Annotated in this window: 16 protein-coding genes; 10 read left to right on the forward strand and 6 right to left on the reverse strand. The window is 66.7% G+C overall.

Translation table 11 applies throughout. The features are described 5' to 3' along the window. Positions 1–33: 33 nt before the first annotated feature. Positions 34–1,116 (forward strand): Gfo/Idh/MocA family protein, encoded by a 1,083-nt coding sequence (locus tag ACLJEU_RS16885; RefSeq protein WP_414660341.1) that lies wholly within the window; start codon positions 34–36, stop codon positions 1,114–1,116. A gap of 22 nt (positions 1,117–1,138) precedes the next feature. On the opposite strand, the gene ACLJEU_RS16890 is transcribed toward ACLJEU_RS16885, so the two are convergent. Beyond that, on the reverse strand, positions 1,139–2,341 hold the full coding sequence (locus ACLJEU_RS16890; RefSeq protein ID WP_414660340.1) for a hypothetical protein: 1,203 nt from the start codon (positions 2,339–2,341) through the stop codon (positions 1,139–1,141). Positions 2,342–2,808: 467 nt separating this feature from the next. Between ACLJEU_RS16890 and ACLJEU_RS16895 the strand changes: the two genes are divergently transcribed. Further along, positions 2,809–3,855, forward strand: coding sequence for a creatininase family protein (locus tag ACLJEU_RS16895; protein ID WP_414660339.1), 1,047 nt, complete (start codon positions 2,809–2,811; stop codon positions 3,853–3,855). A gap of 241 nt (positions 3,856–4,096) precedes the next feature. On the opposite strand, the gene ACLJEU_RS16900 is transcribed toward ACLJEU_RS16895, so the two are convergent. Beyond that, positions 4,097–4,957 (reverse strand): polysaccharide deacetylase family protein, encoded by an 861-nt coding sequence (locus ACLJEU_RS16900; RefSeq protein WP_414660338.1) that lies wholly within the window; start codon positions 4,955–4,957, stop codon positions 4,097–4,099. 149 nt (positions 4,958–5,106) lie between these two features. On the opposite strand from ACLJEU_RS16900, the gene ACLJEU_RS16905 reads away from it, so the two are divergent. The 3 genes from ACLJEU_RS16905 (at position 5,107) to ACLJEU_RS16915 (ending at position 9,366) form a co-directional block, all read left to right on the forward strand. Further along, positions 5,107–6,546: an MBOAT family O-acyltransferase gene (locus ACLJEU_RS16905; RefSeq protein WP_414660337.1), complete on the forward strand. Its 1,440-nt coding sequence runs from the start codon at positions 5,107–5,109 to the stop codon at positions 6,544–6,546. Positions 6,547–6,550: 4 nt separating this feature from the next. Continuing rightward, positions 6,551–7,558 (forward strand): hypothetical protein, encoded by a 1,008-nt coding sequence (locus ACLJEU_RS16910; RefSeq protein WP_414660336.1) that lies wholly within the window; start codon positions 6,551–6,553, stop codon positions 7,556–7,558. A gap of 176 nt (positions 7,559–7,734) precedes the next feature. Beyond that, positions 7,735–9,366: a pyridoxal phosphate-dependent decarboxylase family protein gene (locus ACLJEU_RS16915; protein ID WP_414661064.1), complete on the forward strand. Its 1,632-nt coding sequence runs from the start codon at positions 7,735–7,737 to the stop codon at positions 9,364–9,366. Between the two features lie 248 nt (positions 9,367–9,614). On the opposite strand, the gene ACLJEU_RS16920 is transcribed toward ACLJEU_RS16915, so the two are convergent. Together ACLJEU_RS16920 and ACLJEU_RS16925 are read right to left on the reverse strand one after the other, a co-directional pair. After that, positions 9,615–10,958: a hypothetical protein gene (locus ACLJEU_RS16920; RefSeq protein ID WP_414660335.1), complete on the reverse strand. Its 1,344-nt coding sequence runs from the start codon at positions 10,956–10,958 to the stop codon at positions 9,615–9,617. A 94-nt stretch (positions 10,959–11,052) separates the two neighbouring features. Next, the gene (locus ACLJEU_RS16925; protein WP_414660334.1) at positions 11,053–11,964 is read right to left on the reverse strand and encodes a hydroxypyruvate isomerase family protein; all 912 of its coding nucleotides are present in this window, start codon (positions 11,962–11,964) and stop codon (positions 11,053–11,055) included. A gap of 98 nt (positions 11,965–12,062) precedes the next feature. Here ACLJEU_RS16925 and ACLJEU_RS16930 point away from each other — a divergent pair, with 98 nt between their 5' ends. The 5 genes from ACLJEU_RS16930 to ACLJEU_RS16950 all read left to right on the forward strand — a co-directional run bounded on the left by ACLJEU_RS16930 (position 12,063) and on the right by ACLJEU_RS16950 (position 21,951). Then, positions 12,063–14,591, forward strand: a complete 2,529-nt coding sequence (locus ACLJEU_RS16930; protein WP_414660333.1) for a heparinase II/III domain-containing protein — start codon at positions 12,063–12,065, stop codon at positions 14,589–14,591. 16 nt (positions 14,592–14,607) lie between these two features. Beyond that, the gene (locus ACLJEU_RS16935; protein ID WP_414660332.1) at positions 14,608–16,032 is read left to right on the forward strand and encodes a sulfatase family protein; all 1,425 of its coding nucleotides are present in this window, start codon (positions 14,608–14,610) and stop codon (positions 16,030–16,032) included. Positions 16,033–16,043: 11 nt separating this feature from the next. Next, a complete protein-coding gene (locus ACLJEU_RS16940) occupies positions 16,044–17,399 on the forward strand; it encodes a sulfatase family protein (protein ID WP_414660331.1) in 1,356 nt (451 codons plus the stop codon). 103 nt (positions 17,400–17,502) lie between these two features. Further along, positions 17,503–20,523, forward strand: coding sequence for a PVC-type heme-binding CxxCH protein (locus ACLJEU_RS16945; RefSeq protein ID WP_414660330.1), 3,021 nt, complete (start codon positions 17,503–17,505; stop codon positions 20,521–20,523). 54 nt (positions 20,524–20,577) lie between these two features. Further along, positions 20,578–21,951, forward strand: a complete 1,374-nt coding sequence (locus ACLJEU_RS16950) for a sulfatase family protein (RefSeq protein ID WP_414660329.1) — start codon at positions 20,578–20,580, stop codon at positions 21,949–21,951. A 24-nt stretch (positions 21,952–21,975) separates the two neighbouring features. Here the strand turns inward: ACLJEU_RS16950 and ACLJEU_RS16955 are convergent, their stop codons facing one another. Together ACLJEU_RS16955 and ACLJEU_RS16960 are read right to left on the reverse strand one after the other, a co-directional pair. Further along, the gene (locus ACLJEU_RS16955) at positions 21,976–24,027 is read right to left on the reverse strand and encodes an alpha/beta hydrolase family protein (protein WP_414660328.1); all 2,052 of its coding nucleotides are present in this window, start codon (positions 24,025–24,027) and stop codon (positions 21,976–21,978) included. A 128-nt stretch (positions 24,028–24,155) separates the two neighbouring features. Then, positions 24,156–25,277 carry an ABC transporter substrate-binding protein gene (locus tag ACLJEU_RS16960; RefSeq protein WP_414660327.1) on the reverse strand — a complete coding sequence of 374 codons (1,122 nt, stop codon included), beginning with the start codon at positions 25,275–25,277 and terminating at the stop codon, positions 24,156–24,158. Between the last annotated feature and the right edge of the window lie 90 nt (positions 25,278–25,367).

Genomic DNA, 25,367 nt, shown 5'->3' on the forward strand with positions numbered 1-25,367 from the left:
GCTTCCGAACTTCGCATTCCTCACCGCTGCGCCATGCGCCGGAGAACGTTTCTCACCACCCTCGGCCAGGTCGGTCTCGCGGCCTCGGGCGCGTGGGCGGCGTCCGCTCCGGTGCCCGGCGTGGCCCGGGCCAAGCCCTGGCTCCGTATCGGGCAGATCGGCACCGGTCACGCCCACGCCGACGGCAAGCTCGCGGCGCTGCGGCGTTCACCCGACTTTGAGTTGGTGGGCGTCGTCGAACCTGACGGCCAGCTGCGGCGGGCCGCGGAAAAGCGGAAGGATTATCAGGGCATCCGCTGGCTGACCGAGGAGGAGTTGCTCAACACGCCGGGCCTGCGGGCCGTGGCGGTCGAGACCGAGGTCAAGGACCTGCTGGCCGTCGGCACGCGTTGCGTGCAAGCGGGCCTGCACCTGCATCTCGACAAGCCCGCGGGCGAATCGCTCGCGGCATTCAAGCACCTGCTCGACGAAGCCACCCGCCGCCAGCTCACGGTGCAGCTGGGCTACATGTTTCGTTACAACCCGGCGTTTCAATTGTGCTTTCAGGCGGCGCGCGAAGGCTGGCTCGGCCGGGTGTTTTCCATCGAGGCCGCGATGAGCAAGGCGAGTTCCGCCTCCGAGCGCGCGAAACTGCTCCCCTACCGTGGCGGCGCGATGTTCGAACTCGGCTGCCATGTGATCGACGCCGCGGTCACGCTGCTCGGCAAGCCGACGCGCGTCACCGCACACGCCCGGCACGCCGGTGCGTTTGCCGACCCGCTCCTCGACCACCAGATCGCGACCCTCGAATATGACCACGCCTTGGTGACGGTGCGCAGCGCGCTGATCGAGGTGTCGGGCAACGCCCGCCGGCAGTTCACCGTGTGCGGCGACGCCGGAACGTTTGAGATTCGTCCGCTCGAACCGCCCTCAATCCGACTCACGCTCGCGCAGGCCCGCGGTGACTACAAAAAGGGCGCGCAGGACGTGACCGTGGCGAGCCGGCCGCGTTACGAGGCCGACTTCGCGGACCTCGCCCAGGTGATTCGCGGCGAGGAGCCGTTTGCGTGGAAACCCGCGCACGACCTCGCCGTGCAGGAGACGATTCTGCGGGCGAGCGGACTGCCGGTGGCGTAGCGGAATCGCCGCGCGCTGCGGGTTACTGCTGCGCCGTGGCCGGGATCAGCTTGGGCGCCACGTAGCCCGCCTGGCTCATGCCCATCAGCGCCACCATCTGCCACGGCACCGGCCAGAGCGTCCCATCCGTCACGCTCTTGGCCACAAACACCACGAGCGTGAGGACGGTCCAGAAGATCATCTGCGCCTTCGCCACCGAAACCTCACGACGCCCCGACTGTTTGTCGTAGTACGTAATCAAATCGGACGCCCGCATCGGCAGTTTGAAGGGCGCCGTTGGCATCGAGGATCCCACCGGCTCCATCGACGGCCGCGTCGCGGGCAGATCCGGCACGAACATCGGCGCTCCGCTCGCTCCCTCCCCGTCGTCCTTGGAGGGAATCGGGGTCGCGGGCCGTTTCAACGAGCCCAGTCCGCCCGTGAGCAGCGACAGTCCCATCAACGCCACGAGGCTCGGGGGAATGTCCGGCACCTCGAGGCGGATCAGCGAGAACCAGAACACCACGGTTCCGATCGCCATCGTCCACGCCGCCACCTGCACCTGCGAGATCGAGAGACTGCCATTGCGATTGCACATCGAAGCAAACAGCCGGGCGCAGGCGGGCCGGTTTCGCGCCGTCGCCGTCGCCCGCCATGACAGCAGGCAAATCAGAAACGCCAGCACGGCCATCACCGCCACCGACCACAGCACCGCAGCCCGCGTGTTGGCGATGTAGACCTCGGTTTCGCCGATCGCACAGCGCTCGGCGTCGCCCGGATTCCACGTCACGGACGGCATCACGCGCACCATGGCCATGTACCAGGGAATCCGCTTCTCATGCATGTCGAAGAGCAACAGAGTCCCCTTCTCGTGCATGTCAGGTCCGCCGCTCGCCGACTTGATCACCCAGGGGTAATGACGGGAGATCTGGGAAACCTTCACGCCGCCGCCGATCGCCGCATTCTCTATCTCCACGCTTCCCCTCGCCGCGCCAGCGCTGACCGCACCCATGTTCGCAAGCCGTCCGTAAAGGTGCAGGACGGGTTTCATGTCCATCGTGATGTCGTCCGTGACAAACACCCGGATGAAACGCGTCTGCAGCTGGCCATCCGGCATGATCAACTTGATCGGCTCCTGTTTCGCGTCCGCCGATCGTGCCGGCACGGCGGAGAGCGTCAGGCAGGTCAAAACCAGGACAAACGCGCGGAACAGGCCCGCAGACGTCGCGACAACGGTGGATTTCATGGAAAAAGGGGCAACCCGCATGACGGCACCGACAAACGCCAGTAGGCGATGAGGGATGGAGTGACCGCGACGGGACGGATCGATTTACGAAAGCGAACCGGCAGCTGGCAATACGGAAGCAATTACAGGCCAAGCAATCCGGCACGGACGCCATCGGGAAAGAGCCGCTGCGCCCCATCGGAGAAATGAGGCACCAGAATCACTGACGAGCGCCGCATTCCGGAATTTGGGCAAAAAAAGAGCCCGCCGTGTACCCCTACACGGCGGGCATTGCTTTCTTAGTTACCCCAATCCTCCGCTAAGCGGAGGAGATGAGGAACACCATGCCCTGGGTTCTCATGATATCAAATCGAATCGCGCCCCCGTGGTGGGGCAGTAGCACGGCAGCTGCTTTGCATTAGCACCGCCGTTGTGCCTTCACCGGAAGCACTTGCCCGCCCTGAAAAGCCCTTCGACACTCGAACCGGATGTTTTCCTCCCGCCTGACCCCGTTTTTGCCAACGCAGATCAACACCGGGCCATGGGCCGCCGGGTACTCGCTGGAAGCGTTGAAGCTCCGCGTGCGCACGGATCGCATCGTCCTGCCGATCTGCTCGCTCGGCACTGCGCCGGAACGCCTCGCCGCGCTCGCGCCGCTGGTCCTCCCGCCGCTCTATCACGAAGGCCTCGACGCCGACCCGGGACTCAAGGCGGCCATCGTCGATCGCATCCGCGCGTGTTTCCCGTTTTTCACCGGCACCCGCGATCGCGCGGAGTTTCAGGGCTCGTTCGACGTGGTGGAACTGCCGCGGCAAACACCCGCGCGGCCCACGCAACCGCCACGCGTCCTCGCGTTCAGCATCGACACCGCGATCGAACAGCACGGTCCGCACCTGCCGCTCGCGACCGACACGATGCAAAGCTACGCGGTGCTCCACTGGCTTGCCGCGGCCCACCCTGGGATCGCGATCGGCCCGCCGATCGACTACGGCCATCTCACGTGGGGCCTGCCGTTCGGTCTCAGCATTGATCTTACGCCACCGCTGGTGACCCGCTATGTGCGCGGCTGCGTCGACGCCCTGCTGGCCTGGCAGAATCCCGGGGCACTCTACGTGGTCGACGTGCACGGATCACTCGTGCACCGCCAGGCGATCCAGCAGGCCCTGCGCGAAAGCCGGTGCAGCCGATGGGCGTTCCGCTGGCTGTATGACCCGTTGGTGCCGTTCTCGCTCGAGCGTGGCGACCCGCACGCCGGCGGAGTTGAAACCGCCCTCATCGCCCACGTGAACCGCGACCTCGTGGACGCTCAGTGGTGGCCGCAGCGCGTCGACGAACTTGCCGCCCGCCAGATGACAATGGCGGAGGCCGTCGCACTCAGCTCCGACCTAACGCAGTTCATCGCCCAGGTGGAAACGCACGGCTGGAACGGCATCGTCGGCGAGGTGCGTGACGCCTCCACCCTCGACGCCGCCGATCTGATGCAGCGCATGGTCAACGTCGCCCAGGCCGACGTCGCGACGCTGCTGTCACCGTAGGTCTTTATACCAATCGCTCCTTGCTTTTGGACTTCTGGATCGATCGTGGCTACGAGCGCCAGCGAGTGGCCACGGCTAAAGTCCAAAGGCAAAGGGCGATTGGTATTATTCAATACCTCAGCGCGGCCAGGACAGCAGCCGGACAGAATGAACCGAATGGCTCCAAAATTCTGCAATGAACCAGCGGCCTCCGACCATTTTGTCCATTCTGTCCGGAATCTGAACGCTTCCTCTTTGCGCCTCACGGCGCCGCGGAGGCCTTGGCCGTTTCCAATCGCTGATTGATCACCGCCATCGGATCCGCCGGCACCGGGCGTCCCTCGAGGTAACGTCCCAGATCGCGCAGCGCGACGACCGTGAAACCCTCGCGGTGCAGCCACGCCATGTACTCCTCGAAACGCTCGCGCGGCGTATTCACCCACGGGTGCTCGCCATCGGGCACGCCGTGAAACTGCAGCACCGCAATGCGGCCCGCGCGCGCCGGCGCCACCGCCCGTTGCAGACTCGCCAGCGACCAGTCCGGTCGGGCGTCACCCGCGGTGGGAATGAGCAACGGATGATCGGCGCCGGGCTCGAATGCCACGCCTCCACCTTTCTGATACGGCACCTCGGGCTCGCCGCCGCGCCGCGCGAAGCGGATGCCGGCCTGCTGCAACACCGCGAGCGCGCTCACGTGAAACTTGTTGCCCGGCCACGCGAAGCTCACCGGCGGCGGGATGCCGTGCTCGCGGCAGCGTGACGCAATGACCTCGAGCTGCTCGGCGAGCCGCGAGACCGTTTTCTCCGTGATGCCGAGGTGATCGCGCGTGTGGTTGCCAATCTCGAAGCCGTCGCGGTGCAGCTGCGCGATCTGTTCCCACGTCATATAATCGCGCTTGTTCGTGCGAAACGTGAAGCCCTCGGTGATGAAGAACGTCGCGCCGAAACCATATCGTTTCAGCAGCGGCGCCGCGATCGTCGCGTGCGAGGCCGACGAGTCGTCGAACGTGAGCACGATGAGCTTGTCGGGCACCGGCAACGGTGCGGCAGCGAGGGCAAGGGACGCGGCCAGGCTGGCGGCCACGGCGAACATCAGACGGCGGAACACGCGGGGGAAAGTCATGCGGGGTGAGGAACATTTCGACTCAGGCCGCGGCCCCGCGCGGAGGCAAACGCCGTTTTGGCGGTTCGCGGCCAGGGGAACGCTACCCATGCGGGCACCCGGAGATTGCCCCGCCTGCCGCGCCCGCTATACCGCCCTGTCCGCCGTCCATGGTTTTCAACTCCTTCGAGTTCGCCCTGTTTTTCCCGATCGTCTGCGCGCTTTATTTCACGCTGCCGCTCCGCTGGCGCACGCCCCTGCTGCTCGTCGCGAGCTGCGGGTTCTACATGGCGTTCATTCCCGTCTACATCCTGGTCCTCGGGCTGACCATCGTCATCGACTACACGGCCGGACTCTATCTCGAGCACGCCCGCGGCCGGCGCAGGAAACTGCTGCTCGCCGTGAGCATCGTGGCGACGTGCCTCGTGCTTTTCGTGTTCAAGTACTTCAACTTCTTCGCCGGCTCGCTGACGGGTTTTGCGCAGGTGCTGGGCTGGGAACTGAAGAATCCGTCGCTCGCGCTGATCCTGCCGATCGGACTTTCGTTTCACACGTTCCAGAGCCTGAGCTACGTGGTGGAAGTGTACCGCGGCCACCAGCCGGCCGAGCGCAACGTCGTCGTCTACGCGACCTACGTGATGTTCTTTCCCCAGCTGGTCGCCGGCCCGATCGAACGCCCGCAATCCCTGCTGCATCAGTTCCGGGAACGCCATGACTACGACTACGCCCGCATCGTCAGCGGTTTGAAACGGATGGCGTGGGGCCTGTTCAAGAAGCTCGTGATCGCCGACCGCGTGGCGTTCTACGTCAACGACGTCTACGCCGCGCCGCAGAACTTCAACGGCCTGCAGCTCACGGTCGCGACGGTGTTCTTCGCGTATCAGATCTACTGTGACTTCTCCGGCTACTCCGACATCGCGATCGGTTCCGCGCGCGTGCTCGGCTTCACGCTGCGGGAGAACTTCGACCGCCCCTACGCCGCGACGTCGCTCGGCGATTTCTGGCGACGCTGGCATCTATCGCTCTCCACGTGGTTCCGCGACTACGTCTACATTCCCCTCGGCGGCAGCCAGGTCGGGCCGTGGCGTTGGGCCCGCAACATCCTCGTCACGTTCGGCCTCAGCGGCCTCTGGCACGGCGCCAACTGGACCTATGTGGTCTGGGGCCTCATGAACGGCGTCGGCCTGATCGCGGGCCGCGTCACGCAGCCGCTCCGCGATCGCGTGCTGGGCGCCGTCGGCCTGCGCGCCGGAACCGCGCCGCGACGATTAATCCAGACCGTTTCCACCCTGGTGCTGATTGGCGCCGGCTGGGTGGTGTTCCGCGCGAACTCGCTCACGGACGCGTGGCACATCCTGACGCACTGGCCCTTCGGCTGGAACCCGGGTGCCATCATCACGGAACGCTTCTATCTGAAACATTTCCCGCCGGCCCTGCTGGCCATCGTCACGCTCGAGCTCATCCAGTTCCTGAATACGAGACGGTCCGTCGGCGAACGCGTCGCGCGACTGCCCCTGGGCCTGCGCTGGCCTGCCTACGCCGGCTTCGCGCTGCTGATGATCTTCTTCGGCGTCTTTAGCTCGAATCAGTTCATCTATTTTCAGTTCTGACGCCATGGCTTCCACCGCATCCCCTGCGTCCACGCCCGCCGCCGCCACCCCGCGCCGGTTTCCCGGCCTGCTGAAAATCGCGGGCTTCTTCGCGCTGCTGACCGCGCTCACCTACGCGGCCGACTGGATCGTGAGCGCCGGGCTGAAACGCATCACGACGTCGAAGTTCGGGTCGCTCAACCGGATCATGGCCGGAAAAGTGAACGCCGACATCATCGTCAACGGTTCCTCGCGCGCGCTGTTTCACTACGATCCTCGCGTCATCACCGCGATCACCGGCCGGTCCGCCTACAACATCGGCATGGTCGCCGCGCGCACGAACATCCAGCTCGCGGTGCTGAAATCGTACCTGAAAAACAACGCGCCGCCCAAGCTGGTCCTGCAGAACCTGGAGTCGTTCAGCCTCGTGACGGCCAAGTCCGGCGAGATCTACGATCCGACCGCGTTCCAGCCGTATCTGCGCCGCGCGGACGATCTGTACGAGGCGTTCCGGCGCATTTCGCCCGAGGCCTGGAAATGGCGGCACATTCCGATGTACGGCTACGCCGTCGAGGACCTGAAATTCACCTGGGCGCTCGGCCTGCTCGCGTGGGCCGGCTATTCCGGCCCGGAGATATATCACCAGGGGTTTTATCCGCGCTACGATCAATGGACCGATGACTTCGACAAGTTCCGCGCCAGCGCCATTCACGGCCTGAACTACGAAATCGATCCTGCCGGCGTGGCGGCGCTGACCGAAATCATCGAGCTGTGCCGCGCGCGCGGCATCGATCTCATCCTCGTTTACTCGCCGGAGTTCTATGAGGCGCAGGTGCTGTTGCAGAATCGAAAGGAAATCTTCGCCGTGTTCCGGCAGCTCAGCGAGAAATACCAGGTGCCGCTCTGGGACTACAGCGACTCACCGCTCTCCCGGCAGATCAGCCTGTTCTACAGCTCCCAGCACATGAACGCCAACGGCGCCGAAGCGTTCACGACCGACCTTGCCCGCCGCCTGCGCGACCGACGCCCCTGAATTGACCAAGGGCAGCAGCCGGGATTGCTTCGCGGCGTTCCGCCCCTGCTTGTTTCGGCCCGCCCGATGCTATCCCCTCCGTCGTGAATACACCCCCGAGCCACCCGCTGTTTCGCCTTGATCCGTTGTACGTGGAGCCGGACGCCGTGGCCGTCGCCCCCGCGTTCAACGAGGAAATGTCCACGTTGCGCGCGCGCTACTTCGCGCGTGATCCCAAGCTCTGGCCCGTCTTCCGCGATCCCGGGCTGAGCCGGCTGGTCGAGTCCCGGCGTCACCACGCCCCGACCGCCGAACGCCTCGCGGCGTATCCGAATGGCGAACACCTGCTCGACGCCCTCAAGGCCGATCACGCGATTCCCGACGGCCCGCGCATCCCGGGCGAGGTGCACGAGCCGCTGCTCTTCGCCGCGGCGCTGTCCAAGGCGTGGGAAAATCCATCGAGCGTGGAGAACGTCGTGACGATGCCGTGCGATCCCGCGATCTACGGTGCGATGCTCGGCGTCGCGGCGAATCCCAATCTCGTCTACCGCGAATACTGCGAGGTTGCGGAGGAGTTGGAAAAGACTGTCGTGCGCCAGATCGCACAACTCGTCGGCTATGATCCCGCCGAGGCCACCGGCGTCTTCACCCAGGGCGGCACATTCTGCAACCTGTACGGCTACCTCTTCGGCATCCGCAAGGCGATGCCCGACGCCCTCCACCTCGGCCTCGAGCACGGACAGGACTACCGCATCATCAACTCGCAGGGCGGCCACTATTCGAATACGACCAACCTCTCGCTGCTCGGCGTGAACCTCGCGCGCAAGACGATCCGCGTCCGCGTCACGTCCTCCCACGACATCGACCTCAAGGACCTCGAGGACCAGCTCGTCGCCTGCTTCCGCCTCAACTGCCTCGTGCCTTGCATAATGCTCACGATGGGCACGACCGACACGTTCGGCGTCGATCGGGTCAAGCCGGTCTACGATCTCTGCCGCCAGCTCACCGCGCGTTTCGGGCTCACCACGGTGCCGCACATCCACGTCGATTCCGCCGTGGGCTGGCCGCTGATCTTCTTCCTCGATTACGATTTCGCCGCCAACCCGCTCGCGATCAACGCGGCGACGCTCGCCAGCCTGCACCACAACGTGGAGCGGTTCCGCGAACTCAAGTACGCCGACTCGTTCACGGTGGACTTTCAGAAATGGGGTTTCGTGCCCTACACCTCGAGCCTCGTGATGATCAAGGAGCGCGCGTCGCTGCAGGCGCTCGAACACGATCCCGAGAACTTTTCCTATTTCGAAAAGGGCACGCAGGGCCAGACGCACTTCCAAAGCACGATCGAATGCTCCCGCGGCGCAGCGGGCCTCTTCGGCGCGTATTCAGCCCTGCAGTACCTGGGGAAGCGCGGTTACCAGATGCTCATTGCGCACGGGCTGCAGAACGCGAACTACTTCCGCCACCGCCTCGCCCACACGCCCGGCGCCCTCGTGATCGCGCAGCAGAACCAGGGACCGTCGGTCGGCTTCCGGCTTTACGATCCCGCGATTGTGACCGATCCGGTCGCCGAGCTGGCGTTTGAAAAGGAGTTCGACGATAGCGCCGCGCACCGCGAACGCGTGACGCGCAACAACGCCTATCACCGCGATGTGTTCCTGCGCCGCGGCAAGCACGGCCTCTACACCAACTGGGTGCAGTTCGTAACGAACACCGGCTACAGCGACACCGGCGCGTGGCATCCGTTGCCCGGCGAAAAGGCGGTGTTTATGAATCCGCTGACCGATCACGATCACATCGATCGTTTCGTAGCGCGATTGCACGCGACGTAATACCAATCGCTCTTTGCCTTTGGACTTTAGCCGTGGCTACGAGCGCCAGCGAGTGGCCACGATCGATCCAGAAGTCCAAAAGCAAGGAGCGATTGGTATAACCCGGGAACACAGGCGTCGCCCGGGAGCCCAAGCGTCGCCCGGGAGCGCAGGCGTCCCGCCTGCGTTGAATCGGTGCAGGCGGGGCGCCTGCGCTCCCAGCGACATCGATCGGTGAACCGGAGAGAGCCCCGGACGCTCCCGCCCCATCACCGTCCCGCTTCGCGCAGGAGCTGTTCCTTCAGGTATGGCGGCAACAGCGTGGTCTCGAGCCACGACGCCGCGGCGTCGGGATTCGTTTGCAGCCAGCGGCGCGCCGTTTTCTCGATCAATTCATTCGTCCGCTCCGTATGGGGCAGCGCCTGCACCCAGCGCACCGCCTCACCGGGCGAGCTGAGCAGCAACCCGTCCACGTAAAGCGCCATGGCACGATCCCGCGTCGTCCCGCCGGGCAGCGCCTGAATCATCGGGCCCACCGCGCCGGGTTCGACCGCCGCCCGCTGCCGCACGTACTCGAGCACCGCCTCGTCGGCCGAAAGTCCCGGCGCCTGGGTGGCCAGCCAGGCGGTGAACGCCGGCGAGTTGACGTCCGGCAGCGACGCGACCACCGCGCCACCGCCCCGCGTGCGCCCGGCCGAACCACTGGTGCCGGGTCCGGCGCGGAGCCGACGCGAGGCCGGCACGCCAAATCCCGTATCGACGCCCGCAAACGCCGCATCGCGGCCCGCGCCCGCCGGCAACTGCTGCGCCCAGGCGAGCGCAGCCTTCGGATCGACCGCGACCCACGTTTGCGCGATCGCCGAAAACAGCAGCCAGCGTTCGCGGCCCGCCGGCAGCAGTTCGGCGAGATCGATCGCGCGATCAGGACGCGACTGGGCCACGCCGAAACCGATGCCCGACGTCAGCCGCGGCCGCAGGTTGTCCTGCGGTTGCTCGCGCAACCAGCCCACCGCCGCGTTTGCATCGCGCCGCGCCCACGCCGCCGCCGCCAGGACGAGAAGATCGTCTCGACGCGAACCCGCCGGCAACGCGCGGACGCGATCAATCGTCGCCCTCGCATCGGCGGCCACTAACGCGTCAACGACCGCGCTGCGCGCTACCGGTCCCGCCGCGTCCTCCGGCAACGCCGCGGCCCACGCCAGCGCGGCCTCGGGATCACGCTGCGTCCAGGTACGCGCGACCAGATCGAGCGCGTCCGTCCAGCCGGGCCCTGCGGGCAGTTGCACCACCAGGCTCGCTGCTACCGCCGGATCCTGCGCCGCGAGGATCGACAGCACGCGTCCGTTGAGCTGACCGCGCCGCGCCGGATCGTGCACGGCCGCTAGGGTGGCCACCGCGGCCCGGGCGTCGCCCGCGCGCGCCTGCCGCAACGCGGTCTCCATGAGTTCGTGCTCCGGCGGCTCGGCCGGCAGCGTCGGCGTGGCCGCGAGAATCATCGGCATCGCCGGCTGGGTCGGCGTGAATTCGCGCCGCGCCCCGGTGCTGCAGCCGACCAGCGCGCCGCCGAGCAAACCGGCCAATCCCGACTGCAGAAGCATGCGGCGCGTGGTCATGTGGGCATCAATCAATCCGGGAATGAAATCCACCTCGGCCGGCTGCGCAACCCCGCGCCCGCCGATTCAAGGAGCGTCCGCACCCGCAGCCTGATCACACGTCGCAGATCCGCACGCCGTCCGCGAGCGAGGCGATCTTGTCGCGCGTCGGAATGAACTCCTGGCCGACGTACCCGGTGTATCCAAGATCCACCAACGCCTGCATCAGCGGCGGATAATTGATCTCCTGCTTGGCGTCGATTTCGTTGCGCCCGGGCACACCCGCCGTGTGCACGTGGCCGATGTACGGCAGGTGCTGCTTGATCCGGGTGAGGATGTCGCCGTGCATGATCTGGACGTGATAGATGTCGAAGAGCACCTTCATGCGTTCCGAGCCGATGCTACGACAGACCTCCACCGATCGCTCGATGTCGTCGCAGAAATAATCCGGATGGCCCTTCATGTTCACCGCCACCCGGGAGTTCAGCATCTCGAGGCAGAGCGTGACCTTCTTCGTTTCGGCGAAGCCGACGATCTTCTTCAGGCCGTCGACCATGTTCTTCATGCCGACCTCGTCGCTGACGCCCCGGCGAAAGCCAGAAAAAGTAATGATGCGTTCGACGCCCGCGGCCGCACATTCCTCGATGCGCTTGCGCAGCACGGCGAGGCACTCCTCGTGTTCCTCGGTGCGCGCGAAACCCTTCGCGAACCCATGGCTGCCGGAAATCGCGCAGGTCAGCCCGAGTTCCTTCAGCGCCGGCCAGAACTTCGGGTCGCAGAGCTCCACCGACTTCAGCCCCATCGCGGCCGAATGACGCGCGAGTTCCGGCACGGTCATCGGATTGAAGCACCACGGCACGACCGACTGCTTGATCCGCCCGTGCTGGATGCGATACGTCGAACCGCCGGCGGCGGGGGCGGACGCGGTGGCGGCGCGCGCCCCGGACAGGGCGCCGAGGCCCACTGCGGTGGTGGCCGCGAGACTCTTCAGGGCGTTGCGGCGGGAAACCAAGGGGGTGGTGTTCATGCCCAAGATGTCGGCGAGCCGCGGCGCGACGTCCAGCCTTTGCGCGTGCAACGGCGTGGCGGCGCCAACACACTCGCGCTCCCCTTGCCTTCCGTCGCATGAATCCCGGTGCCACCCTGCCCCGCCTTTTCCTTTTCGCGTGTTGCAGTCTGATCGCTGCCCGCGCCGCCACGCCCGCGCCGGAGCCGCTCTTCGACTGGTCCGATAGCGACAAATACCGGAGCTCGGTCACGCATCCGAGCGGTGCCTTCAAGCCGGCGGACGTCACGCGCGCCCGCGAGAATCTCAAGCGCTACGCCTGGGCCCGCACGTACGCCGAAGGACTTGAGCGCACGGCGAAAAACGCCCTCGGCAAACTCTCCCCGGCCTACCTCGAGGTGATGATTCCCACCACGACGCCGGGCGATCCAAAGTTCACGCCCTGTCCGGCCTGCCGTGATCAGGGCAAACCCGTCCACCCGCACGGCCTCTGGTCCTGGAACCCAAACCAGCCCGATCAGCTGGTGTGCGACATGTGCCGCACGACGTTTCCCCATGACCGCTATCCGGAATCGATCGCGCTGCAGACCACCTGGGGCAAGCCGCAGACCCTGACGTTCTACGGCGGCGATCCATTCGTTATCTTTTCCTACAAGACCGGCCGGCCCAGTTTCAGCGCCAACATTCGCGCACGCAAAGTGAGCCACCTTGCAGGCCTCGCCCGCACCCTGGCCGAGGCCCACCTCCTGTCGGGAAACCGTGAATACGCCCTGGGCGTGCGCGCGATCCTGCTCCGCTTCGCCGCCTGCTACCCGGGCTGGCTCGTCCACACCGGCTACGGCGAATACGCCGACATGGATCCGCGCGTCGCCTCGCAGTTCATCAACCAGCTGCCCGCGCCCGAACTCTGCCCGCCGCCCAACCGGCCAGACCGCAAGCTGCACACCGGCTACTGGAGCGCCGGCCGCGCCAGCGGCGTCGGCCAGGAGTCCGGCTTCGTCCGTCGCATGGTCGAGGCCTATGATTTCACCTGCACCGCCACGCGCGCCGACGGCACGCCGGTCTACAGCGACGCCGAGCGCCTCACGATCGAGCGCGACCTGCTGCTGGAAGGCACGCTGCTGCTGGTGAGCGACCGACAGATCAACAACAAGTCGGTCGGCAACCGCACCGCCGCGGCGCTCGTCGGCCTCTGCGTCGGTCATCCGGGCCTGGTGCGCTTCGGCTGGGACGGCTTCCAGCAGACGATCGACGAGTGGTTTCTGCCGGACGGCACGACCTCGGAATCGCCGGCGTACGCGACGATGACGCTCGGCAACATCTGGGACATGCCGCAGGCGTTGCGCGGCTACTCCGATCCACCGGGTTATCGCGGACCCGACGGGCGTCGTCGCGACGCGGTCGATCTCTACCACGGCACGGCCTATGAGCGCGTGTGGGAGAACTGCTTCAAGGGACTGCAGGGCAACCTGACGTATCCGCCATTCGCCGACTCGTATCCGAAGTCCGGACTCGGCGCCAATTTCGTCGAGCTGATGGTCGCCAACTATCCGGAGCGGCCCGAGTACCTCGCGTTGCTCAAGGAAACCTGCGGCGACGATCTCGCCCGCGGCTACGCCCCGCTCGCGCTCTACTACCGCGAGCCGGGCCTGGAGCAAAAGAGCGCGCCGCCGCTCGTGCTGCCCGACTGGTGCCCGCCGGAACTGCGCATCGGCCACCTGCGCACGGGGCCGACCGGCCGCGAAAGCCTGCTGCTGTTGAGCGCCAGCCGCTGGGGTGGACACCATCACCAGGACAGCCTGAACCTCACCTACGGCAAGGACGGCCAGGAGATTCTCTCCGACCTCGGCTACCTCTGGGATCACCCACACAAGCACCAGACGTCGCGCACGCTCGCGCACAACACGGTGCTGATCGATGAGAAGGATCAGGTGACGCGCGAGCGCGGCGGCGACGTCGGCTTCTTCCGAACCTCGGAGCACGTGAAGGTGATGGAGGCGTCGTCGCAGGCCTACACCCAGGCGACGCTCTACCGTCGGAGCGCCGCAATCATCGATCACGGCAACGGCCACTCCTACGTCGTGGATTTTTTCCGCGTCAACGGCGGGAAGCGGCAGGACTACGTTTTTCATGCGTCGGCCGAACCGAATGGACTCGTCGATGCCCGCGCCCGCGAGGTGAACGACCCGCTCTATGATTTCGCCCGCGTGCGCGCGATCGAGGCCGCGGGTGCGTGGCGCCTCACCTGGCCCGCCGGTCCCAAGCTGACCGCCGTCGCGTGGGCCGTGCGGCAGCCCGAGGAGCGCACGTTCATCGCGGATGGCTGGGGCCAGCGCGACTGGAAGAACTCCGACGTCGGCGCGACGCTGCCCTACGTCGTGCGCCGCACCGAGGGCGCCGGCGTGAAGACGTTCATCTCCGTGTTTGAAGCCCACGTCGGCACCGAGCCGTTTGTCCGCAAGGTGGAACAACCCGCACCGGGCGTGCTCGTCATCGAAACCGCCCGCGGAACCGACTATGTGCTGTCCGCACTCGATCGCGATACGCTCATTGTCCGCGCCGGAGCCAGCGACGCTCGCTTCAACGGCCGCTTCGCGGTGGCCTCGGTGCAAAACGGACGCGTCGCGTGGAGTTTCGTCGAGCCGTGAACCGCACTTCTTTCTGATGCACAAAAACCCCTTCATCCTGCGCGCGCTCGCCGCCGCGTTCGCCACCCTGGCGCTGGCGCTGAGTGCCGCACCCGCCGCTGAAACCAAGGCGGCGCGGCCCAACATCGTGGTCTTCATCGCCGACGATCACGGCATGCTCGATTCGCAGGCTTACGGATCGACCGAGGTGCGCACGCCGCACATGGCGAAGCTCGCCGACGACGGCATGAAATTCACGCACGCCTTCGTCGCGTCGCCGTCGTGCGGCCCGAGCCGCACCGCGCTGCTGACCGGATTGTGGTCCGCGCGCAACGGCGCCGAGCCCAATCACAAACCCAAACGGCCCGACGTCGCCTCGCTGCCCCCGGTGCTCCGCGCCCTCGGCTACGAAGTCGCCGCGATCGGCAAGGTCGCGCACAACACCTACGCCCAGGATCACGGCTTCGACTTCATCGAAGGACCCAATCCCGGTTTCGCCGACACCACGGCCGTCGCGAAATTCCTCGCCGCGCGCGATCCCTCGAAGCCGCTCTGCCTTTTCGTCGGCACGCGGCATCCCCACACGGTGTGGAGCGCCGACCGCACCTACGATCCCGCTGCGGTGACGATTCCGCCGACGCACGTCGACACCGCGGTCACCCGTGGCGAACGCGCGAGTTACCTGACCGATGTCACCAAAGCCGACACCCTGCTCGGCGAAGTGCGGGCGCTCGCGCGCGAGAAACTCTCCAGCGACACCGTTTTCATCTACACCGCCGACCACGGCGCCGCCTGGCCGTTCTCAAAATGGACGCTCTACGATGCCGGCATCCGCACCTCGCTCCTGATCGCCTGGCCCGGACACCTGCAACCTGGCTCGGTCAGCCACGCCATGGTCTGCTGGCCCGATCTGCTCCCGACGTTCATCGAGCTCGCCGGGGGCAAGGTGCCCGACGGCATCGACGGTCGATCGTTTGCGGCGGTCCTGCGCGGCACCGCGACAACCCATCGTGACCGGGTCTTCGCCACGCACAGCGGAGACGGCGACTTCAACGTCTATCCCATCCGCGCCGTCCGCACCCGCGACTGGAAATACATCCGCAACCTCCATCCGGAATTCCAGCATCACACGCACATTTCACGTTCCTCCGGGCCGAGCGGCCTCGTGTATTGGAAAACCTGGGTCGCCGCCGCCGAACGCGATCCCGCCGCGGCCGCCATCGTCACACGCTACAGCGAACGTCCCGCCGAGGAACTCTACGATCTCGCCGCCGACCCGCACGAGCAGCGCAATCTCGCGGGCGATCCCGCCCACGCGGCCCGGCTCGGCGCCCTGCGCGCCGACCTCGACGCCTGGATGAAGCAGCAGGGCGACACCCAGCCCGTTTTCGGCACTCCGTTGCTTCGCGGCCAGCCGGTGACGTTGATCGCCCCGGGTGGAGCGAAGAAAAAATCCAAGTGACGTCCCGCCTGATGCACCTCCTGCGCACCATTCTCCTGCTCGCGGCCTGCGGCCTCACGCTGCATGCCGCCCCTTCGCGTCCGCCCAACGTCGTCGTGCTCCTGGTCGACGATCTTGGCTGGGGCGACGTCAGCTGCCTGAACGCCGGCGAGGTGCGAACTCCGCACATCGACCGGATCGCGCAGTCCGGGGTGAAGTTCACTTCCGGATACGTGACCACGCCGCTGTGCGGCCCGTCGCGCGCAGGTTTCCTCAGCGGCGTCTACCCGCAACGCTTCGGCTTCGTCGACAACAGCGGCGGAATTCCCACGACGCAGCCGCTCCTGCCCGGCGTCCTGCGCCAGGCCGGCTACCGCACCGCCCTGATCGGCAAATGGCACAGCACTGGCCCGATGCCGCATGAGCGCGGCATTTTCGACGAGACGCTCTGCTCGCCCGTCTCGAGCCCCTTCATCGACTTTCACCACCCGAAGCTCGCCCGCAACGGCGTCGTCGAGGAGCACCACGAGTATTCGACCGATCTCTTCACGCGGGAAGCCGTCGCCTTCATCACCCGCAACCAGGCGCGCCCCTTCGCGCTCACGGTCACGTTCAACGCCCCGCACATCCTGCGCGTGGTCAAGAACGCGCAGATTATCCGCCGCGAGTACGACGAAGCCCTGGCGGCGGGCCGGACGCTCGACATTCCCAAGGTGCCGATGGCCCGGCCCGGCGAGGCGGCGCACTACGCGTCCCAGTTTCCTGGAGACACAGCCCGCGCCGACACCGTGGCCACCATCGCCGCGCTCGACGAGGGCGTGGGCCGCATCCTCGACGCGTTGCAGGCGGCCGGCATCGATCGGAACACGATCGTGTTATTCTTCGGTGACAACGGCGGCCACCCGGAAAACCGCAGCGAGAGCCGGCCGCTCCGCGACTACAAGTGGAGTCTCTACGAAGGCGGCATTCGCGTGCCGTTCCTGGCGTCGTATCCCGGGACGTTTCCCGCGGGCCGGACGTTTTCCCATCCCGTCAGCACGCTCGATCTCTTCGCCACGTGCGTCGCGCTCACGGGAGCGAAACCGCCGCCGCGGCTCGACGGCGTGAATCTCACGCCCTTTCTCACCGGAGAAATTTCCACACCGCCACACGACGCACTGTATTTCAGCATCAGCGGCATCGGCGCCGTGCGCCAGGGCGTGTGGAAACTTCTCCTTCCGCCCGGTGCTTCGCCGCAGCTCTACGATTTGTCCGCCGACCTCGGGGAGAAAAATGATCTCGCCGCCGCCCAGCCGGAGCGCGTGCAAGCGCTCAAGGCCAAGTGGCAGGCCTGGCACGCCCAGATGCCGGTACCGACGCCACCGCAGAAAAAGAAGCAGCAGCCGTGAGGCACGAGGTGCCCGTGCGCGTTCCCGGCCGCGGTGCCCGGTGATCGGGCGCGCAGCGATTTCCGGGCTAGCGCCCGCCTGCCTCCGGGGTTTTAGTGCGGACGTGCGCCTCCTGATTGCCCCGCTCGTCGCCGCCGCCTTCGCCTTCACGTGGTCCGCCGCGGACCTGTTCGCTGGCTCAACGCCGTTTCCCACGCCGACGAACAATCAGGACGTCACCGCGCAGCCCCTGACGAATGCCGCTGACCGCGTAAGCCGGATGAAGCTGCCGCCCGGGTTCAAGGCCACGTTGTTCGCGGCGGAACCCGACGTGCAGAATCCCATCGCGATGTGCTGGGACGATCGCGGACGTCTCTGGATCGCGGAAAACTACACCTACTCCGACAACAAGGAGCGCTTCGATCTGAAGCTGCGCGATCGCATCCTGATTCTCGAGGACACCGACAACGACGGCCGTTTCGATCGACGCACGGTCTTCGCCGAGGATCTGCAGATGCTCACCAGCATCGAGCGCGGCTTCGGTGGCGTCTACGCGATGTGCCCGCCGCATCTGCTCTGGATTCCAACCGACGGCGACAAGCCCAGCGGTCCGCCGCAGATTCTCGTCGACGGCTTCAGCACGACCGCCGCAAGCCGGCACACGTTTGCCAACGGGCTCAAATGGGGCCCCGATGGCTGGCTCTACGGCCGCGTCGGGATCAGCAGTACGAGTTGGGCCGGCGTGCCCGGAACGCCTCAGGCGCAGCGACAGCCGACCGCCGGCGGCATCTGGCGGTATCATCCGGTGCGCAAAGTCTACGAGCCTTACTGCCACGGCACCACGAATCCCTGGGGCATGGACTGGGACCGCCACGGCGAGATGTTTTTCATCAACACCGTCATCGGCCATCTCTGGCACGGCATCCAGGGCGCGCACTACAAGCGCATGCACGGCGACGATCCGTATCCGCATATCTATGACCTGATCGATCAACACGCGGACCACTATCATTGGGACAGCAGCGAGCAATGGACCGACGTCCGCCAGCTGGGCGTGACCGCGGCCTCGTCGCGCTCGGGTGGCGGCCACGCGCACGTCGGCCTGATGCTTTACCAGGGAAACAACTTTCCGCCGGAATACCGCGGGAAGCTATTCACCACCAATCTCCACGGCCGCCGCGTGAACGTCGATCGCCTCGAACGCCGCGGCAGCGGCTATGTCGGGAAACACGAGCCCGACTTCATGCTGACGGACGACCCGTGGTTCCGCGGCATCGAGATCCAGGCCGGACCTGACGGCGGCGTGTACATTCTTGACTGGAGCGACATCGGCGAATGCCACGACAACGACGGCGTTCACCGCACCTCGGGTCGCATCTACAAGCTCACCTACGGCGACGCCAAGCGGCCGGCCGAAAGCGACCTCACCCGGCTCAACGACACCCAGCTGGTCGCGCTCCAGCGCAGCGACAACGAATGGCTCGTGCGGATGGCACGCTGGGCATTACGCGAACGCGCCCGCGCCCAGGGCGGCCTGCCCGCGATCACGCCGGCGCTGGTGCAGACCTTCGAGTCCGCGACCGAGTCCAGCGTGAAACTGAACGCGTGGTGGACGCTGCAGCAAACGGCGGAGGCCGCGCCGAACGACTCTCGCGCCCACCGTGACGCGAACACACGGCTGCTGCAGGCGATGCTTGGCAGCAAGGACGAGCACCTGCACCGCTGGGTGACGCCGCAGGCGCTCGCCGTTGGTCATCCGAGCCTGGAAAACACCAGCGCCCTCGTACGCCTCGCCCGCGCCTCCGCGCTCCCTTCGCTGCCCGCGCCCGAACGCATTGCCCTCGCCGCCCGGCTGCTCGCCCACGGCGAGGACGCGACCGATCACAATCTCCCGTTGATGATCTGGGCGGGGCTGCGCGAACTCGCTCCGAGCGATCTCGTGAAACTGTTTCCGGACGGCCGCATTCAGCTCGTGCGCCAACTCATCGCGCGGCGCGTCAGCGAAGATCTGGCGACCGATTCCGGCCCGCTGGCGACCTTGTTGGCCGTCAGCGCGACCAGCCACGCCGCCGACGTGGTGCGAGGGATGAGCGACGCGCTCAAGGGTTGGAGGAAGGCGCCAAAGCCCACCGGCTGGGATGCCTTTGCCACGGGAGCGGCCGCGTCGCTCGACGCCGCGGTCCAGCCCCTGCTCCGCGACCTCGAAGTGCTGTTTGGCAGTGGCCGCGCGCTCGACGAAATCCGCGCGCTCGCGCTCGACAGCAAGGCTCCGACCGATCAGCGCCGGGCCGCTTTGCGCACGCTGATCGAAGCCCGTCCGCCCGAGCTGCGGAAAATCTGCGAATCGCTGGTGAACCTTCCCGGGCTGAGTCTCGCGGCCATTCAAGGTCTCGGCACGTTCGACGATCCCGCGGCCGCCAGCCGGATCATCGCCCGCTACCGCAGCCTCACGCCGCAGGAACGTCCCGCCGCGCTCGCCGTCCTGGCCTCGCGCCCGGCGTTCACGCGCGTCCTGCTCGAACACGTTGAGAACCCCGCGAAGCCGACGTCCATCGCGCGGCAGGATCTTTCACCGGCACTGGCCCGCCAGATCCGCAGCTTCAACGATCCGCTGCTCACGCAAAAACTCATCGAGGTCTGGGGCGAGGCGCGCGAGTCGTCCGCGGACAAACAGGCGCTGGTCTCCACGCTCACCGCCACACTCACGCCCGCGTTCATTCGCCGCGGCGACCCGGGCCGCGGTCGCACGCTCTTCGCCAGCGTCTGCGCGGGCTGCCACACGCTTTACGGCGAGGGCAATGCCATCGGCCCCGATCTCACGGGCAGCGGGCGGCGCGAGGTGAGTTACCTGATTGAAAACCTGGCCGACCCGAGCGCGGTCGTGGCCGCCGACTACCTGTTGCACGTGATCACGCTGAAGGACGGTCGCGTCCTGAACGGCATGGTCGCCGCCCGGAACGATCGCACGCTCACCTTGCGGAACGTGGGCCAGGAAACCGTCATCGACCGCGCCGACATCGCGCGCGACGAACAACTCGGTGCCAGCCTCATGCCCGAGGGATTGCTCTCGGCCTTGAACGATGAACAACTCGCCGATCTGATTGCTTATCTGATGAGCGAGCGTCAGGTGCCGCTGCCGCGTTAGTCTGTGACTGACCCGTTTCCTCGCTCGCTCCACCTCTCTCTTTTCCCTCCCTGCATGAAGTCCCGCCCGTTCCTCACTGCCCTCGTCGCGTTCCTTGCTGTCCTCGCGCTGCGCGCCACCGGCGCTGAAACCAAACCGCTCAACATCGTCGTGCTCTACGCGGACGACTGGCGTCACGACACGCTCGGCGCCGCCGGCAATCCTGTCGTGAAAACGCCGCATCTCGACCGCCTCGCCACCGAAGGCGTGCGCTTCACGCACAACTGCGTGACGACGTCGATCTGCGGCGTGAGTCGCGCGACGCTCCTCACCGGCCAGTGGATGTCGCGGCACGGCAATCCCGCCTTCGCGATGTTCAAAACCCCGTGGGCGGAAACCTATCCCGGATTGCTGCGCGCCAACGGCTACTTCGTCGGGCACGTGGGCAAGTGGCACAACGGGACGTTTCCCGCCGAACGCTACGACTTCGGCGCAGGCACGATCACGCCGATGAAACACTGGCTGAAGCAGCCGGACGGCACCGAGATTCACGTCACGCAGAAGAACGAGAACGACGCCATGGCGTTCCTCCGCGCGCGGCCGAAGGAGCAGCCGTTCTGCCTCACGCTGGCCTTCGTGGCCACTCACGCCGAGGACCAGAACCCGCTGCAGTTCCTGCCGCAGCCGGCGAGCCTGCCGTTGTACCGCGACGTCACGATTCCGGTGCCGCGCACGGCGACCGACGAGTTTTTCAAGCGCCTGCCGCCCTTCATCGCCAACGAGAAGAACGAGGGCCGCGTGCGCTGGCATTGGCGTTTTGATTCGCCGGAGAAATACCAGACGATGATGAAGAACTACTACCGGCTGGCGACCGAGGTGGACACCGTGTGCGGGCGCGTGCTCGAGGAACTGCGCCGCCAGGGCGTGCTGGAGAACACGCTCGTAATCTTCACCGGCGACAATGGCTACTTCCACGCCGAGCACGGCCTCGCCGACAAATGGTATCCGTATGAGGAGAGCATCCGCACGCCGCTGATCGTGCGCGATCCGCGCCTGCCCGCGGACCGGCGCGGCCGCACCGACGACGCCTTCACGCTCAATGTCGATCTCGCACCCACATTTCTTGCCGCCGCCGGAATCAAGGCGCCGCCACGCATGCAGGGGCGCGATCTGTCACCGCTCTATCTCGCCGCCCGCAAACCGGACTGGCGCACGGAATTTTTCTACGAGCACGCCACGATCCGAAGCATAGATTTCATTCCGTCATCCAAGGCGCTCGTGCGGAAGGACGTGAAGTATCTTTACTGGCCGGACTTCAAACACGAGGAGCTGTTCGACCTGAAGGCCGACCCCGAGGAAACGGAGAATCTCGCCGGGAAACCCGAGAACGCCGCCCGGCTCGCGGAGTTGCGCGCGCGCTTTGCAGAGTTGAAGCAAGCAGCGCAGTAGCGCCGCAGACTCACGCTCCGCGCGTCACAGGTCGTCGAGGTCGAAGTGCCGCAGCACGCCGGGCAGGAGGTAGGGCCGGAGATCCTTCGCTTCATACGTTCGGGATCGAACAAAGTCGGCGTAGCGAAATCCGTCGTTCCACTCGCAACGGCTCAGTCGCGGATCAAGCGCGGCAGCGAGGCGGGCGTGAACCCCGACGCGGCCCTCGGCCACGACGCGTAAATCGTCGCGTCTCAAGTCGGGCCATTCCGCCAGCACATCGACCGCGCGCAGCATCTCATACGTGCGCAACGCCACGAGGCTGTCGCCCATCCAGTCGAGATCGTCGGCGAGCTTGTGCCAGGTGCCGAAGCTTTCGTGCAACCCGCGCTGGCCGATCGCATCGGGCTGCAGCGGCCCCATGCCGGAGAGACAAAGCACGAACACCGCCCGGCCCTGGGCGCACTCCGCGGCAATCCACTCCGCATGCCGCGAGATCGCCGCCGTGCCTTGGTCCCACAACGCCAAGGTCACAGGCTGCGGCGCCGTCCCGCGCGCCTGCAATCGGATCAACAGGCCCGCGTTGAACAGATTCGGCTGGCTGTTCCAGAGCGCCGCATCGACGACATAGGGTCCGACCTTGCGGCCGCGGTCCAGCCGTCGCGGATACAGCGGAATGTCTTCGCGCTGCCGCATCACCTCCGCGCGCAACCACGTCCGGGCCTGTTCGCGTCGCACCGCGGGCGCGAGGGCGGCACGAGCGGCCTCCGCCATCTGCAGGTGCGCTGCGGTCAGTTCGGGCACGGACTCCGCGTCCGGGAAATCGATGCGGACCTGACCCGACTTCGTGCACTGCAGTTGCTCCGGCGGAAAGGCCTTCGGCTCGAAGCCCGCGAGGTCGACGTCACTTCCCAGCAAGTGCCGCGCAAAGAAGCGCGCCGCCGCCCGCGCCAGCGTGAGCGTGTACGCGTGCGTGGAGTCGTCCTGGTGATGCTCCAGTGCCGCACTCCGATCGAACAGTTCCCAGATCCGCCGCGAGCGCGCGACGGTGCGACGCGTGCCCTCGATCGGAAAGAAGTCGGACGTCACCGCGAGCACGCTCACGGGCTTCGGCGCCAGCGCGAGCAGGATGTCCTCGTGATCGAAGCCCGCGGCGGTGAAGCCGGGCCAGATCTGCTCCGCGTCCTGCGGCTGCCCCGTGCGCTGGTACGAGTCGCGATTCATGATGAACGTCCCCGGCGCGGCCGCCGCCACGCGCGGATCGGCGAGCATCAGCAACGACGTCTGCGTGCCGCCGCCGGAGTTCCCGGTCACGCCGATGCGCGCGGGATCCACCTCCGGGCGGGAGATCAGGTAATCGATTCCGCGCATGGCATCGTGCAGCATCACGCGCGCAAGCGTGTCGCCGAGCAGCCGCGGCGGCGTCCCGGCGTAGTCATGTTCGCGCGTACCGATGCCCACCGGGTTCGCGCCGGTTTTGGGATCGACGTAGCTAAGCCGCTCGCCCTGGCCCACCGGATCCTGCGAGAGCACGACCAAACCAGCCCGCGCAAGCACCTGGCAGACGAGTTGGTATTCGGCGACCTGCTTGGCGGCGTTATGATGTCCGCTCAGGAAGAGCACGGCCCCGGTGCGGCTGGACGGACGGGCATTCGGCACGTACAGGTTGGCGGTGACGTAGTGCCGCGGGCGCGACTCGAAAATGATTTTCTCAATCCGGAAACCGTCGCCTTCAACCGTGCCCGTCACGCGCGCGTTGAGCGGCGTGGTCAGCGAGGGCAGACCGCCGAGCGACGCGACGACGGTGAGTCGGATTAACTCCTGCCGCGCGCGCACCGCCTCGGGCGTCGTCAGTGCGTCGCGGGCAGCGTCGCCCGCCGCGAAGAAACGGCGCGAACGCTCATAGATGTGATCCCGGAGCTGGCTGCCGGGATGCATGACGTTCGGCGCGTAACGATCGAGTTCGTGGAGCGGCGACGCCATCGCAGCGGCCGCGGCGGCGGGCGTTTGCGCGGAAGTGGACGTCACCATCGCGGCGGCAAACACGATCGCGGCGGCGGATTGCGGAAAACGACCCGGCAGGAATCGGAGTGACATGGGGGTGTGAAATAGTGGTGACAGGGTCGCTGCGAAACGATGCGAAAGTCATACACCGGGAGCGCAGTCGTCCCGCGTGCTTCCGATTCAGGCAGGCGGGACGCCTGCGCTCCCGACGGTCGCTCCCGTTACGGCCGCACGGTTTCGACGAAGGCGAGTCGCCCGCCCTTCACGGCGATGATCGCCGCGTCCTTGTCGGCGTCACGCTGCGCGTTGAGCGTGGTGCGGCCCGTCACGCCGGGAAAATCCTTCGTCGCGGCGAGGGCCTGGCGCAGCGCGCCCTTCTCCGTGGTGCCGGCCCGGGCGATGGCGTCGACCACCAGGCCGACTGCATCGTAAGAGAGCGCGGAGAGTCCGTTCGGCAGCGCGCCGTGCCGCGCGCGAAAGGCATCGACGAACCGCTGCGACGCCGCGTCCGTGTTCTCCACCGCAAAGTGCGTCGCGTAATACGCGCCTTCGAGCGCGGCCCCGCCGATCTCCAGCAACTGCGGCGCCTCGAAGCCATCACCGCCGAGCAACGTGGCCGTCAACCCGAGCTGCCGGGCCTGCTGGGCCACGAGGCCCGCCGCCACATAATAGCCGGGCAGGAAAATCGCATCGGGCTGCGCCGCGCGGATCGCGGTCAGCTGGGCACGGAAGTCGGTGTCGGCGCCGGTGTATTTCTGCGCGACGACAATCTCGCCACCGAGAGCCGTGAAGGTCCGGGAAAAATACTCCGCGAGGCCGACGGAGTACGGCGAGCTGGAATCGACCAGCAGCGCGGCGCGTTTCAATCCGAGCCGCCGGCGCGCGAACGCCGCGAGCACGTCACCCTGGAACGGATCGATGAAGCACACGCGGAAGATGGCATCGCCGACCTGCGTGACCTTGGGACTGGTCGACGCCGGCGTGATCAACGGCACGCCGGCCGCCTGCGCCACGGGAGCGGCCTCGAGCGTGCGGCCCGACGAGCACTCGCCGATCAACGCCACCACGCGATCGCGGGTGATGAGTTTCTTCGCGGCGGTGGCGGACTCGCCCGCCTGCGAGCGGTTGTCCTCGACGATCAGCTCGAGCGGACGCCCCAGCACGCCACCGTTGGCGTTGAGGGTCTCGACGGCCAGGCGCGCGCCCCGCAACGACGCCTCGCCGAAGGAGGCGTCGCGGCCGGTGATCGACATGAAGAAGCCGACCTTGATCGATTCCGCCGCGGGCAACCGCAGGAACCCGAGACCCATCAGGACACACGCGACGCGCAGGACGTTACTCATGGATCGCACGCAAGCAGGTCGCGGGCCGGGCTTCGAGGCTGCAGTGGGTGACCGAGCGACGTCGCAGCCGATGACGTCAGGCACGCCGAG

The organism is Terrisphaera buseokensis, assembly GCF_047521145.2.
In the GTDB taxonomy this organism is placed as follows: domain Bacteria; phylum Verrucomicrobiota; class Verrucomicrobiia; order Opitutales; family Opitutaceae; genus ER46.

What these genes read in the sequence shown, in the direction of transcription:
- ACLJEU_RS16885 (WP_414660341.1), top strand. Translation starts at nt 34, where the DNA reads ATGCGCCGGAGAACGTTTCTCACCACCCTCGGCCAGGTCGGTCTCGCG.
- ACLJEU_RS16890 (WP_414660340.1), bottom strand. Translation starts at nt 2,341, where the DNA reads ATGAAATCCACCGTTGTCGCGACGTCTGCGGGCCTGTTCCGCGCGTTT.
- ACLJEU_RS16895 (WP_414660339.1), top strand. Translation starts at nt 2,809, where the DNA reads ATGTTTTCCTCCCGCCTGACCCCGTTTTTGCCAACGCAGATCAACACC.
- ACLJEU_RS16900 (WP_414660338.1), bottom strand. Translation starts at nt 4,957, where the DNA reads ATGACTTTCCCCCGCGTGTTCCGCCGTCTGATGTTCGCCGTGGCCGCC.
- ACLJEU_RS16905 (WP_414660337.1), top strand. Translation starts at nt 5,107, where the DNA reads ATGGTTTTCAACTCCTTCGAGTTCGCCCTGTTTTTCCCGATCGTCTGC.
- ACLJEU_RS16910 (WP_414660336.1), top strand. Translation starts at nt 6,551, where the DNA reads ATGGCTTCCACCGCATCCCCTGCGTCCACGCCCGCCGCCGCCACCCCG.
- ACLJEU_RS16915 (WP_414661064.1), top strand. Translation starts at nt 7,735, where the DNA reads ATGTCCACGTTGCGCGCGCGCTACTTCGCGCGTGATCCCAAGCTCTGG.
- ACLJEU_RS16920 (WP_414660335.1), bottom strand. Translation starts at nt 10,958, where the DNA reads ATGACCACGCGCCGCATGCTTCTGCAGTCGGGATTGGCCGGTTTGCTC.
- ACLJEU_RS16925 (WP_414660334.1), bottom strand. Translation starts at nt 11,964, where the DNA reads ATGAACACCACCCCCTTGGTTTCCCGCCGCAACGCCCTGAAGAGTCTC.
- ACLJEU_RS16930 (WP_414660333.1), top strand. Translation starts at nt 12,063, where the DNA reads ATGAATCCCGGTGCCACCCTGCCCCGCCTTTTCCTTTTCGCGTGTTGC.
- ACLJEU_RS16935 (WP_414660332.1), top strand. Translation starts at nt 14,608, where the DNA reads ATGCACAAAAACCCCTTCATCCTGCGCGCGCTCGCCGCCGCGTTCGCC.
- ACLJEU_RS16940 (WP_414660331.1), top strand. Translation starts at nt 16,044, where the DNA reads ATGCACCTCCTGCGCACCATTCTCCTGCTCGCGGCCTGCGGCCTCACG.
- ACLJEU_RS16950 (WP_414660329.1), top strand. Translation starts at nt 20,578, where the DNA reads ATGAAGTCCCGCCCGTTCCTCACTGCCCTCGTCGCGTTCCTTGCTGTC.
- ACLJEU_RS16955 (WP_414660328.1), bottom strand. Translation starts at nt 24,027, where the DNA reads ATGTCACTCCGATTCCTGCCGGGTCGTTTTCCGCAATCCGCCGCCGCG.
- ACLJEU_RS16960 (WP_414660327.1), bottom strand. Translation starts at nt 25,277, where the DNA reads ATGAGTAACGTCCTGCGCGTCGCGTGTGTCCTGATGGGTCTCGGGTTC.